Genomic DNA, 13,341 nt, shown 5'->3' with positions numbered 1-13,341 from the left:
CTCTCTCCTCTACTGAGCCTCTTTCCCATCGAGTGTCTGAAAACGCTTCATGGAACCGTAGAGTTTCCTGAGCCTTCCGTATTCTTCCTCGTCATACAGTCTGCATTCTCCGCGGCCAAACGCCTTTGCCGCCTCAAGCATAAAGCGGGCCGCCTCCTCCAAATCGGTGATATGGCTTGCTCCCGTCGCGCATCCCGGAACCGCCGTCTCGGTCGTTATGGCGACTCCCACAACCGGCGCGTCCGTTGCCGTTGACGGCTGAAGAATGCTGTTCAGGTGATAGACATCGTTTCCATAAGGTGTGATATCCTGTAGGGACAGCGCAAACACCTGCGGGTGTTTTCCCGTTGTAATCTGCATCAGATCCAGTAAATCATCACTTACTTTCAGGATATAGCCTTCTTTGACCGTCGGAGAAACAGCAAAGCCGCGGTGGTTGATAATCCGGTTGCCTTTTGTCGTGTCTACGGAAAGAATAGCATCCAGTTCGCCGTTCACTTCCTCCTTATTCACCTGGGCCATATCGACCGGAGAACCCATAAATGCCACTGGTTTGTGAGGCTGGGTTGGTGCATTGGGGCAGATGTGGGTGGATATCACTACGTCGCCGTCCAGATAATCCCCCTTTTTCTGCATATCCAGAAGCTTTGCCGCCACTGCCAGGGCAACCAGGGCGCCGTCGCCGTCAGACACAAAGCCGAGCCTCTCCGGCCTTGCTCCCAGTCCGCCGAGTCTTCCGAGAATTCCCATTGTAGGGGCGTCTTTTCCGGCCGACTTTCCATTTGTGCCGCTGACGCGGATCCGGATCATGTCGGTTTTCCCGCGTGCTCCCTTCAGCTCATAGACGGTTACATCGGCGTTTTCATTGACGCCGCAGAGATAATCTTTCACCGCTGCTCCGCTGGCCGTACTGCTGTCCAATATGTCGTATAATTCTATTAACTGTTTTAATAACATTGCATTGTCCTCCCGGTTATAAATACTTAATCCTGCATACCCTCCAAATGGTAAAATTCTCAATACTGCATACTCTCTGTTTGGCCCGGAGAATATGCAGCACTTTTTCATTAAATACAGCTTCTCTTTTGCGGCTTCTTTTTCAGAAGCACGGCTGTGTAATCAACTATGTAAACATATCACATTATCAGAAGAATGCCTTGAGTACGTTGGAGAAGAATCCAAAGAGTCCGTCTCCTGCAATAAAACCGGCGTCTCTTACTTCCATGAATTCCGTACCGAAAATCATGCGGACCACGACTGCGATTAATACTGCGATTCCGTATGTGGGGTTGTTTAAAAGAAGTCCTGTGGCAAAAAGCACACCCACCATCTTGTTTCCGAAAATAAGCTGGATAATTGCTCCCGGTACGGCCCAGATGAGAAGTTCCCTGATAATAGCGGCATCGGCTCCTGCTGATACGGCCGTTGCAAACACCTTGCTGATCGGAGGCATGATATCCTGTTTCATAAACATCATGGCGAAGAACATTACCACCACAATACCGATTACAACACCAATAAATTCAATGATAACCTGCTGTTTTCTTCCGTAGAGTTCTCTTTCACGGTCTTTACCCTCGCCCCGAAGGATCCAGCCTGTCTTTAAATCGTATCCCATATCTGCGAAGCACGGTCCCGCAGAACCGATGTATCCGGTCAGCACTGCCAGCGGAAGCGGCTCAAAGCCCATGAAAATTCCGAGTGTCATAAAGATGGTCGTTATAGCAAAAGCCGGGAACCAGCCGGAGTGCATGGCCGCCATGCCGACGAGCATCATAGCTACGGTTGAGGAGAATGCCGCCCAGATGACCCAGATAACAATCTTTCCCGGAGCCATTCCTCCGATGATGCCTGTCACTGCCGCAGTAACCATTGCTCCAAGCGCGTAGGCTCCAAAGCTTGTGAAAATCGTCTTCTTGGCGGCTCCCGCCGATACCGTCACGTCGTCCACAACCGGTTTCACGGGGTCTGCCTTCTTTTTATCTTTAAATATAATAAGAAGAGACTGGATTAAAGCAACGCCGCCGGCGCCAATCATAACACCCTGTGGGATATTGGATGCTCCCATGTTAAACCCGCGGAAAATAACGGTGGAGTAGCCTCTCAGGATTAAACCGATTCCAAGTCCTGCCATAGAGAAAATATTTGCAATAAATACGATACCGATTCCAGCCATCGGAATCTTAAAGTAGCTTCCGACTACGCCTAAGGCAAGACCTTCTATCAGCCTTTTTCCTTTCTTTCCGCCCTCATCACCTGCCTGGATGGCGCTGGCTGTGGCAACTCCGGGAGGCCATGCTCCGCGTGCCGGGAATATCTTGGAATCGAAAAGTCTTCCAACCACGATAACGGAAATACCTGTTCCCACGATACACCCTACTGCCATCGGCATGATGTATTCGGCCTTACCGATTCCGTACAAAATACCGACTGCGATAAATCCGCAGTTTGCCGCGGAGAATCCGGCTCCTGACACGATTGTCTGAAGCAGGTTCTGTCTTTCGAGGGAACGGAACTTTGTCATGGATGCAAGCGGTACCCTCGCAAGCAGCATGGCAAAAATTGCCCCGATCAGGGAAGTATTCGGAGTTACGCCGACTTTTCCGATAATCTGCATACAGATGATTGCGGAAAGGATTGCCAGAAGAACGCCAATTCCGATAATCTGCGGTTCAAATGCCGATATATGTTCATTTTTCACTTTGCCAACATTCTTGTTTTCTTCTTTCATACTGTTAACCCACCTTCCTCTTTCGTATTACTTGCTGTTGCATTCTGCCGCTGGAAAGACATAGGAGATTATCTCCTTCTCCACCGCTTTCTCACATGGAACAAATAATTCCGGATCCTTCATGCCGGCTCCCAGCTTGATCTTCGTCCTGTCAACTACGAGAACCGCTGCAGTCATCCCTTCTTTTACCTCCGCCGAAGTAACAGGAGTTCCTGTATCCGCATCAAAGGTCATGATAAGGTCTGGAAACGTTGCAAGCCTCTCACCATTTTTTTCCGCTGTCATATATTCATTCCAGAAAGTCAGTTCCACATCTCCGACCTTCACAACACCCGTGTCAAATCCGCCGCTGCATTTTAAATCCACCTGCTCTACTTTTGCCCTGGCGATTATGCTGCCTCCCAGGAAATCACAGACTGCTTTCAGAACTGCGTCAGCGCCTTCCTGTTTTGCGGCTATCATAGCCTGCCCCAGTTCAATTGCCTGCCTTACCGCACCGCAGGCTCCGTTCTCTTTCGCATAGGAGAGAGTTACCGGATTTCGTGCTACCGCCACAAGGCCCTCCGCTTCCACGGCCGTCTCACGTACAAGTCTGGCAACACTGCCCAGACTGCCGCCCGCCGCCATCTCGATCCGTTTTCCGTTCTCACGTTTTCCGCCGACTGCCGCCTGGTAGGAATAGTAATCAGGAATCCGGTGAAGTCCCATGGACCCCATCACGCCGGTAGGATGCGCCCTGCCGTTACAGGGGGCGTCTACCAGAGGGAGTCCTAACAGGGCGCTTTGGAGCCATCCATTGACCGATGCGCTTCCTCCCGCCTCGTTGGTTATGATACCGCCCGCCTGAATTCCCATCTTTTCACAGAGTACGGTGACAACGCGTCCATAATCCATCGGATCCACCCAGGCTTCCGTAGCGGACGGCGCTCCCACGTTTGACACGTTCACAAGAACCGCATCCTCATCCATGTCCTCCGGATCCACCAGTGTTACAGGAGCAAGCTCCAGTCCCAGTTTTGCCGTTCGCATTCCCTTTTCCATGGAGCCGCCTCCGCCTCCGCCCAGAACGCAGCCGCCTAAAACCGCTGCCTCCAGATGTTCCATTGTCAAATTAAGTTTAGCCATTATATCCTCCTTGTTCCTCTTGAACTATTTTTCTTGCTCTTTACATACCCTGCTCCTCGGCTCCCGACAGACGGTTTATCTCCGCAGCCGCAGCCGCGATCTCCTTCAGGTAAGAGTCGAATTTCTCCTCTTTCATTGCGACACTGTATCCCCCGACGCTGATACAGCCGGCCAACTTATTTCTCATCCCAAATACGGGAAATCCTATGGCAAAAAGTCCGGGTGAAAGGAGGCCTCTGGTATAGTCATAGCCTCTTTTTCTCACCTCTTCCATCTCACTCTCAAGCTTTTTACACTCTTCCTCCCCAAGCTTCAGGGATGAAAGATATTCCCTCCTTGCTTCCTCCTCTGCAAATGCCAGAAGCGGACGGTTGGAAGCTCCCTTATGGATAGGATAGATACCTCCTACCCGCATCGACAGCTGCAGATCATCCTCCACATCAAGCTTCTCTACACACAGGCTCTGCATGTCCACACTGACCGTGAGAAAAACATCCAGGCCGCACCTTTGTTTCAGTTTTTCCAAAACGGGATATGCTGTCTGCCGGATTTCCTGGGAACGTATTGCCTGATAGCCGAGCAGCAGGCTTTTTTCACCCAGGTAATACCGTTTCCCCGCTCTCTCCTGGCGCAGGAATCCGCTGTCGGTCAGCGTATAAAGCAGACGGTAGGCCACAGCCGGGCTCATATTGAGTTTTTCAGCCACAAAACTCAAGGTGATTCCCTCGTACTCACGAAACAGGTATAGCACGTCCAGCGCCCGTTCCACCGTCTGGAGGCCTTTTGCTTTTTCATTGCCTCCTCTCATTATTTCACCCCTTTATTTTTCCTATTTGCGGAAATCATTTTCTTAAATCGTAATTATGTTATTATGATAAATCACTAAAGCATTTCTGTCAATCGATTTTTATTGAATAATTATACAAAAAATTACCTTGTTTTTTGTCACTTTTGCAATAACTCTCAGGGAATAGAATGTAATTATCGGCTTTAGAGACAGAGGTGCACGAAAAAAGCGGGATGAAGGACGCATTTTGCGTTCTTTCATCCCGCCCGGATTATACACCATCACTCTCCCGGATATTCCTCCGCGCCGAACAGACGGCTCAGCTCCGCCGCCGCTTTTCTTGTCTCATAAAGGTAGAGCAGACGCTGCTCTTCTTTCATATCAAAACAGTACCCGCCGATACTGATACAAAAAATCAGTTTGTTTCTCATCCCAAACACAGGAAATCCGATCGAAAAAAGCCCCGGAGTCAGCAGGCCCTGGGTGTGATCAAAGCCTCTTTTCCTGATTTCCTCCATCTCAAGCCGCATGGCTTCTTTCTCCTCCTCAGGGATGTCCAGGGAATTAATATAAGTGTCGGCCTTCTCCCGCTCCATAAATGCAAGCAGGGGCCGGTTCGACGCCCCTTTGTGGATCGGGTAAATCCCTCCCACTTTCATCGAGAGCTGCAGATCATCCTCTACATCAATCTTTTCCACGCACAGGCTCTGCATGTCCGCACAGGAGGTCAAAATTACCCCCAGTCCGCATTTCCTCACCAGGTTTTTCATAATAGGGTATGCCGTCTTCTCAAGTTCCTGGGACTGAATCGCCCGGTAGCCTAGCAGCAGGCTCTTTTCGCCCAGGTAATATTTTTTACTGGCCTTCTCCTGCCTGAGAAAACCACTGTCCGCCAATGTATACAAAAGGCGGTAGGCCACCGTAGTGCTCATATTCATCTCCTCCGCCACAAAACTTAGAGTAATTCCATTGTACTTATGAAACAGGTACAGCACATCCAGCGCGCGCTCCACCGTTTGAAGGTTTTTTGATTTGTCTTTTTCCTCTTTCATTGCCATTTTCTTCTCCCAGGCCGCTTCCCATGTCGGGAAATCAGCTTATTATAGTGATGTTCCATTCCTATGATATAATCGCAGCCATATATCTGTCAATCATTATTCTCTGTCTGGAAACGTAATTAAATGATAATCTGAAAGACGGGAGATACTAATCATGGTCTTCTCAATATATTTAATAAATAGCCAGATTTAACTGTTCGGCTAAATACTGTATTGCTTTCATTCCACAGACGCTGTTTCCATTCGGATCCAGAGCAGGGGAATAAACCCCGATACCGGCCTTGTTTTTTACAGATGCCATAATATCACCGGAAACACCGCTTTTAGCGGGAATACCGACAGAAACAGCAAATTCACCGGAGCCGTCATATAACCCGCAAGTTGCCATTACCGTACGTATCAGGCGGGCATGCTCACTGCGCAGTATCAATCGGCCTGTAAGAGGCGATATGCCGTCATTTGCCAAAACAGCGCCAATCCTGCTCAGATGGACGCAATTGACAAGAATTGAAGATGTTTTGAAATGAACATCCAGAATTTCGTCTACTGAGTCTTTAAAAATGCCTCCGGAACGAAGAATATATGCAAGCGAACGGTTGCGGTCACCACTGATGTACTCCGCCTGATAAATTCCACGATCATAATCAATGCTGTCATCATCAGCCATCTGACGGAGCAAAGAAAGAACTTTCCCGAAACGTGTTTCAGCATTTCCGGCAACAACCGATATTGCAGCAAATGTTCCAGCATTTATCATCGGATTAAAAGGGCGTTGTGTGGCGTCTTCGTGACGTAAAATTGAATTAAAGCTATCGCCCGTTGGTTCAAAGCGGACTGCTTTGTGTAATTTTTCAAGTCCGCTGTCTTGCAGGGCCGCTGCCAGAATAAGAACCTTTATAACACTTTGGATACTGAACAGGAAATTGCTGTCACCTCCTGCGTAAGTGTTTCCCAGACAGTCCGTGAGACATATTCCAAACTGAGAGAAGTCCCCATCTGACAGAGTGGAAAGATACTCTGCCGGACTGCCCTCACTTGCATATCGGCCAGTCAGTTTGATTGCGTCTTGAATCAATTCTTGCATTATACACCTCATTAATAGATATCTTCAAATCCGCAAAATAAAGAATAAACGCAGCCTCACTTTATAGTAAGATCTTGATAATCTTAGAAAGCATGGTTATTTCTTTTCTTTTAGTATATGTTTCGCCATACCCGACATCATGTAAATGGCCATCCAGCAGGCGCCATGGCTGGATGCGTTGTGAAGATCTGTACAGGGAAGAACTTCCATGAAGTCAAAGCCCTTGCAGCCATTCAAACCGCACTCATGGAGCATATAAGCCAGATCATAAGTCGTGAAACCGCAATGATCATTGGGACCGCTCAGATTGTTGGCCACATCCAGTGCATCGGAACAGACAGTCACATAGAACGTTTCAGTGCCATTGGAAGCAATTTCAATTGCTCTTCGGATTGTTTCCCTGATGCCGATTTCCCTGGCTTCCCACGCGGTAATAACGGAAGCGCCATACTTTTTCGCTTCTTTCAGAGCATTATAGTGATTGCGTGGACCACGAATACCAATGGAAACCATATTCTTGGGATCAAATCCCTCAATGTCATAGCAGCGATGGAACGGACAGCATCGAGCATAGGGGTCTTCGCCAAAGGTGTTGCAGTTGTCCATATGGGCGTCGAAATGAATCAACCCGACATTACCGCCATAATGCTTCGCAAATGCCTTAAACTGAGGATAGGAAAGACCGTGATCTCCGCCAAAGATGATGGGAATTGCACCCGCCTCAAGAATATCTGTCACATGATTTTCAACACTTCGGAAGGTGAAATCACGATCTCCGTGTTTTGTCGCGCAGTCGCCGTAATCGCAGCCAGAGAGCTCATCAAAAATGTCAAAATCAAAATCTGGCAGATATCCGCTGTAGCGGGAAGACACGGAGCGAATGTACTGCGTACTGGTATCGGCGCCATTGATTCCGCCATAGGTGGATGTGCCTTCCCAGGGGCTGCCCATGATACAAAAATCATGACCTTTGATATCGTCTTTGCTTCTGGCTGCCGGTAGCCCAATAAAAGTCGGAATGCCAGGGTAAAGCTCAGGGCGGATTACTCCGGGTTCATAACACACTGGTTTGTTTTTCATTGTTTTACCTCCTTATATTACCAAGAGCCTTGGTGTTTTTATTTACATGCTGATAAAATATGGACATCTAATACTATATCTTCGAAAGCGTAAATCTGATTCAGCCCAATTTTACGTAGACTTTTCCAACTGAAGTATTCATCCAAATTCTGCAAGCGCACAAACGGGTTTTCATCTATATATGGTTTGACTCTGACTTGTGCTTTCTTTATTCCGTCTATAGAAAACAGCTAAATAACCGCTCCTTTCAATAAAAAAGTTGTATTGATGATAATTGTGTTATAATATATAAGTATTTAATTACTCCCGCTGGAGGTGAATAAAATGACAATGGATGATCTTGAAATCTTCCTGTCCATTTATCGTTGTAAAAATATTACAAAAGCGGCAGTCCATCAGTTTATATCCCAATCGGCCTTGAGTAAGCGGTTACGGCAATTGGAAAATGAACTTGGGATTGACCTTTTTATAAGAAACCGGGGGCAATCCTGCATCCCCACGCCAGCAGGAGAATCTTTGGCAGAAATAGCGTCTCAAATATTGCTTCTTTATGAACAGGCGCAAAACCTAAAGTATCGTGAAGGGCTTTTTTCTCTTTCGATTGCCTGTATCAACAGCGTACAGGAATACCTTCTTCCGCCGCTGATACACTCTTTGCAGGATTTATATCCGACGCTCCACGTTACGCTGGAGGATCATCATACAAATGAAATATTCAGTCTTGTAGAAGACAAAATCGTAGAGATTGGCATCACCCACGCACCGGCTCCCTTTTCTGATCTTAAATCTGAAATGCTGTATGAGGAATCTTATCGTGTTGTGATGAGAAAAACAAATAATTCTCCAGCCCCAAATACACGTATTCACCCAAGTATGCTCTCGCCCAAAGATGAAATCTACGAGGATTTTGGAAATACTTTTAAGAACTGGCATGAAACGTGGTGGAAAATGGAATTGGTCAAAAACCGCGTAAATGTAACGCATACCGCCGAACGTTATTTGCAAAAAGAAAAGAGCTGGATTATTCTGCCGACATCTATAGCCCATGAGCTTGAGGAGCGCAGTTTTATTTCGTATGACCTTGATGTTCCATGCCCTAAACACGAAGTTTACGTAGTCTATCACAATCGTTTGAACAATGCGTTTGCCCCTATTTTTATAGATGAAATCAAAAAGTATTTTGTCAATATGGGATCATAATTTTCACTGTCTGGCGGACGGACGGAAGTAAAAATTGTGCTTTGAGTCGCGACTATTTTTAGAACAACGAAACTACACTGCTAACACCCATAATGAGAGCTACCGCAAACACAAATAGCCCAAGCGCAATCTGGAGCGGGGTATTAACGTATTCACCCATTATCTTTCTCCTGTTTGTGAGAAATATTGTGGCAAGAACGCTTGTAGGAAGGAAGATGCCGTTGACTGCCTGCGCAGTCATGAGAATTGAGGTCGGTGAAAAGCCGGACAGAGCAATAAAAATACCAAATACTACCACGATAATATTGGTCGCGGCAAAACGCTTATCGCTTTTATCGCACTTCCATCCAAAAAGCCCTGCACAAACATAGGATACGCCCAAAGGAGTGCAAACTGCTGAGGAAATGCCTGCGGCAATAAGACCGGTAGCCATAAAGGGAACGGCTAACCCTCCCAAGGTTGGTTTGAGCTGCTGAGCCATATCAATCGCATTCTCAACCTGCATTCCGCGCATAACCGCACCAGACGTTACTACAACGGCGGCGGTTACACAGCCACCAAGAATCATCGTCAGCCTGTCTCCAAACTCAGAGATGGGGATATCACGGGCAGGATTATCCCAAGTTTCAGCGGAGCTCTTGGCATGGAGAAACAGGTTGTAAGGAACCACTGTTGTTCCGATCATGGAGATACAGGTCATCAATGAACCTTTGGGAACAGACGGGACAAATGCACCTTTGAAGACTACACCCCAATCCGGCTTTACTACGAACATAGTAACTGTGAAAACCACACACATAAGCGCGACACACAAGCCAAGTAGTTTTTCAATCCATTTCAGTGCATTGTTTTTCATGCTGATAATCAGAACTCCAACGCCCCAAATAGCTGCAACAATTCTAATAGGAACACCTGTTAAAGCGCTGATTCCCAATGCCGTTCCTGTAAGATCACCTCCCATGTAGGCAAGTCCGCCTAAAGCGATTGGTACGGTCACCCCTATTGCCACAATCCATTTTAATGTAGGTCTATCACTAAAATCATCCATCAAATTTTCACAGATTCCTTTATGGGTCACAATACCCAGGCGTGAAGCCATGCCTTGCAAAACTACAACGGCAATTATTGAAAATGTTACGCACCATATAAGTGCGAATCCATAATTTGCTCCTGCTTTTGTGGAACTGGTGATGGAACCCGGTCCGATGAAAGAACCAACAATTACAAGCGCCGGCCCCATCGATTTTAATTTTGTTGACAGAGAACTTTTTTCATATACTGGCCTATCCTTCATAAATATTCCCCCGATTTGTCTGCTGTATTTTGAGTTTGCCATCTATCATTAATATGTTCTAAGATTCAGATGTTCTGAAATGTACTTTAATGCCTGCATTCCACAAACACTGTTTCCTCTTCCGTCCAATTCAGGACTATATACAGCCAGCCCTGCTTTTCCCCTAGCTGCCGCAATGATTCCGCCTCCACTGCCGCTTTTCGCCGGTATACCAACCTCCACTGCATATTTACCAGTAGAATCATACATTCCGCAGGTCGCCATAAGTGATCGGAATAGTTCACAGTGATGTTTAGGCAGGAGGCGTGTTTCCGTGCCTGGCTTTATTCCGTCATTAGCAAGAATAGCTCCAAACCTACTCACCTCAGATGTACTGGCATAAAACGCACATCCGCGATAGTACAATTCAAGATATTCCTCAGGATCTCCGTCATAGATGCCATTAGCAATCAGGAGACTGGCCAGAGCCCGGTTCCTATGGCCTGTAGTCATTTCACAATGACAAACCTCTTTTGAGTAAGAAATATCAGGATTACCGAGCAATTCACCCGCCAGATTTCGAAACTTTTCGTACTTCTCTTCGAGACTACGTCCCTTGATGCAGCTTGCTGAAACCATCGCGCCAGGATTGATAAAGGGATTTGCCGGTTTCTTCTCTAAAAGTTCCAGTCGAAACAGAGAGTTAAACCCAGTACCGCTCGGTTCAACGCCAATTTTTGAAAAAACTGTTTCTTCACCAACCTCTCTTATAGCCAGTTCAAGAAGTATGATTTTTGATATACTCTGAATAGAGAATTTGCCATCATAATTTCCGGCACAGTATGTATTACCGCTCATATCTGTCAGGCTGATAGATATTCTTTTTGGGTCAATGTCTTCTAAAGCAGGAATAAAATCAGGCATCTGACCAGTTCCAACCAAAGCATTTGCAGATTCATATGCCTCGTCGAGAATCTTATGGATTTTTATATTTTCTGATTTCAAAGAGAAACTCCTTTCGTTTGTATCTAATAATTAAGTCTTATTAAGCAGATTGTGCACATTCCGTTTACTTGGATTCATAATAATATATCGTTAAATAAAAGTAAAATTCTTATATTTCTTGTAATTTAGTCCAAATTAGACTTTAATCTGACAAAATAGAACAGTAAAAGTTTCCCTGTTTACATACGAACATTTGTTTGTTATAATATTTTTAGAACTCCTTTGGGAATTTCCTGTATAAAGAATCTGTATTATTCTTTAGTGTATAATTAAGTATCAACGGGAGGATGCCATGTCGGATCATATCTATCTCTGTATTGATTTAAAATCTTTTTATGCCTCGGTCGAATGCGCCGAGCGCGGCCTTGATCCGCTAACAACAAATCTTGTGGTCGCCGATCCCGAACGCGAGCGGGGCACAATCTGTCTGGCCGTCTCACCCTCACTGAAAGCGCTCGGCGTTCCCAACCGGTGCAGGGTATATGAGATTCCGCAGGGAATTGAGTATATTATGGCCCCTCCGCGGATGCAGCTCTATATCGAATATTCTGCAGAGATCTATGCCATCTATCTGAAATATATCTCAAAAGAAGACATCTACGTCTATTCCGTGGATGAGGCGTTTATGGATGTCACCGACTATCTGGAGCTCTACCAGCTTACGGCAAAGGAGCTGGGCGTGCGAATCATGGACGACATCCGTAGTTTCCTGGGTATTACGGCTACCTGCGGGATTGGTACGAATCTATATCTTAGTAAAATCGCCCTGGATATTACAGCAAAACACGCGGAGGATAATATCGGTTACCTGGATGAGTCCCTGTATCAGAAGACTCTTTGGAACCACAAGCCTCTCACCGACTTCTGGCGGATCGGAAAGGGCATTTCCAGCCGTCTTGCAGGCGTTGGAATTTATACGATGAAGGATATCGCCCATGTTGATGAAGCCATACTCTATAAGCTGATTGGGGTAGACGCGGAATACCTGATCGATCATGCCTGGGGCCGTGAACCTACAACCATTGCCGAGATCAAGGCATACCGTCCCAAGGAAAGTTCCCTGTCCACGGTCCAGGTGCTTATGACAGAATACAGCTATGACGACGGCCTCCTGATTCTCAAAGAGATGGTAGATCTGCTCTGTCTGGATCTGGTTGATAAAACCCTCGTTACCAACTCCCTGTCCCTCTATGTGGGCTACACCCAAAAAGGGATGAAATCGTCAAGGGGCAGCGTCACAATGCCGGTTACGACTAATTCGGTGAAGGTCATCACAAAGCATTTTACACAACTGTACCAGAACATTGTCAACCGTCTCATCCCCATCCGCCGGATCGGCATCTCATTTAATAAACTGGTGGACGAGGCTTATGAACAGTATGATCTGTTTACAGATCCGGCCGAATTACAGAAGGACCGGGATGTCCAGCTGGCCGTCCTGAATATTAAAAAGAAGTTCGGGAATAACGCTATTTTAAAGGGCATGGATTTACAGAAGGCAGCCACAACGCTGGAACGCAATCAGCAGATAGGAGGTCACAAAAGCGGTGAGCAGTGAAAAAACAGAACGTGCGAAAATCTTTGCTCCCTTCGACTGTCTGAAGGGATTCCGAGAGGCGCTGGCACAGAAGGAGCGCATCATCGTTCCCCGCTCCGAACTTTCTGAAGAGAGCAAGGAAGAGCTCGACCGGCGGCTCCGTCAGATAAAAAAGAACGACATTATCACGGTTATCTATTTCCGGAACGGTGAATATATCAAAATCACCGGCATGGTCTCCTCTTTAGAACTGACCAGCCGGATCCTGAAAATTATCAATACGAAAATCCTTTTTGATGATATCTATGAGATACAGGGAGATTTTTTTGATACGTAGGCATTTGACTTCGGCTTTATCCATCGCCGTTTTCATCTCCTGGCAAGAGAAATCACTGCCGCTGTACAATTTATACGGAGCGTTATTTTACTTCATAGTACATACGTCCTATGAAGTAAAATAA

The 13,341-nt window shown here is 46.5% G+C and carries 12 protein-coding genes; 3 read left to right on the top strand and 9 right to left on the bottom strand.

Annotated elements, in window-relative coordinates; translation table 11 throughout:
• Positions 1 to 9: 9 nt before the first annotated feature.
• From EJL91_RS12290 to EJL91_RS12260, 7 genes are all read right to left on the bottom strand, one after another.
• Entirely contained in the window at positions 10 to 957 is a 948-nt protein-coding gene (locus tag EJL91_RS12290; RefSeq protein WP_125142279.1) for a DUF1177 domain-containing protein, read from the bottom strand.
• 187 nt (positions 958 to 1,144) lie between these two features.
• Positions 1,145 to 2,731, bottom strand: a complete 1,587-nt coding sequence (locus EJL91_RS12285) for an OPT/YSL family transporter (protein WP_125142278.1) — start codon at positions 2,729 to 2,731, stop codon at positions 1,145 to 1,147.
• Between the two features lie 27 nt (positions 2,732 to 2,758).
• The gene (locus tag EJL91_RS12280) at positions 2,759 to 3,856 is read right to left on the bottom strand and encodes a DUF917 domain-containing protein (protein WP_125142277.1); all 1,098 of its coding nucleotides are present in this window, start codon (positions 3,854 to 3,856) and stop codon (positions 2,759 to 2,761) included.
• Between the two features lie 40 nt (positions 3,857 to 3,896).
• Positions 3,897 to 4,664 carry an IclR family transcriptional regulator gene (locus EJL91_RS12275; protein WP_125142276.1) on the bottom strand — a complete coding sequence of 256 codons (768 nt, stop codon included), beginning with the start codon at positions 4,662 to 4,664 and terminating at the stop codon, positions 3,897 to 3,899.
• A gap of 260 nt (positions 4,665 to 4,924) precedes the next feature.
• Entirely contained in the window at positions 4,925 to 5,701 is a 777-nt protein-coding gene (locus EJL91_RS12270; RefSeq protein WP_243125326.1) for an IclR family transcriptional regulator, read from the bottom strand.
• A 172-nt stretch (positions 5,702 to 5,873) separates the two neighbouring features.
• Entirely contained in the window at positions 5,874 to 6,785 is a 912-nt protein-coding gene (gene glsA / locus EJL91_RS12265; RefSeq protein WP_164516830.1) for a glutaminase A, read from the bottom strand.
• Positions 6,786 to 6,881: 96 nt separating this feature from the next.
• Positions 6,882 to 7,865, bottom strand: a complete 984-nt coding sequence (locus EJL91_RS12260) for an agmatinase family protein (RefSeq protein WP_125142274.1) — start codon at positions 7,863 to 7,865, stop codon at positions 6,882 to 6,884.
• A gap of 324 nt (positions 7,866 to 8,189) precedes the next feature.
• Between EJL91_RS12260 and EJL91_RS12255 the strand changes: the two genes are divergently transcribed.
• Positions 8,190 to 9,065 carry a LysR family transcriptional regulator gene (locus EJL91_RS12255; RefSeq protein ID WP_125142273.1) on the top strand — a complete coding sequence of 292 codons (876 nt, stop codon included), beginning with the start codon at positions 8,190 to 8,192 and terminating at the stop codon, positions 9,063 to 9,065.
• A 58-nt stretch (positions 9,066 to 9,123) separates the two neighbouring features.
• Here the strand turns inward: EJL91_RS12255 and EJL91_RS12250 are convergent, their stop codons facing one another.
• On the bottom strand, positions 9,124 to 10,359 hold the full coding sequence (locus EJL91_RS12250) for an Nramp family divalent metal transporter (RefSeq protein WP_125142272.1): 1,236 nt from the start codon (positions 10,357 to 10,359) through the stop codon (positions 9,124 to 9,126).
• A gap of 48 nt (positions 10,360 to 10,407) precedes the next feature.
• Positions 10,408 to 11,343: a glutaminase A gene (gene glsA / locus EJL91_RS12245; RefSeq protein WP_125142271.1), complete on the bottom strand. Its 936-nt coding sequence runs from the start codon at positions 11,341 to 11,343 to the stop codon at positions 10,408 to 10,410.
• A 292-nt stretch (positions 11,344 to 11,635) separates the two neighbouring features.
• Between glsA (EJL91_RS12245) and EJL91_RS12240 the strand changes: the two genes are divergently transcribed.
• Both EJL91_RS12240 and EJL91_RS12235 read left to right on the top strand, forming a co-directional pair.
• On the top strand, positions 11,636 to 12,901 hold the full coding sequence (locus EJL91_RS12240) for a Y-family DNA polymerase (RefSeq protein ID WP_125142270.1): 1,266 nt from the start codon (positions 11,636 to 11,638) through the stop codon (positions 12,899 to 12,901).
• A complete protein-coding gene (locus tag EJL91_RS12235) occupies positions 12,891 to 13,217 on the top strand; it encodes a YolD-like family protein (protein WP_125142269.1) in 327 nt (108 codons plus the stop codon). The genes EJL91_RS12240 and EJL91_RS12235 overlap by 11 nt, the downstream gene beginning before the upstream one ends.
• The last annotated feature ends 124 nt before the right edge of the window (positions 13,218 to 13,341 follow it).

This window comes from Clostridium transplantifaecale, assembly GCF_900626075.1.
GTDB lineage: Bacteria > Bacillota > Clostridia > Lachnospirales > Lachnospiraceae > Otoolea > Otoolea transplantifaecalis.
The sequence above is the reverse complement of the archived record's forward strand: the minus strand, read 5'-3'. Positions and strand labels throughout refer to the sequence as shown.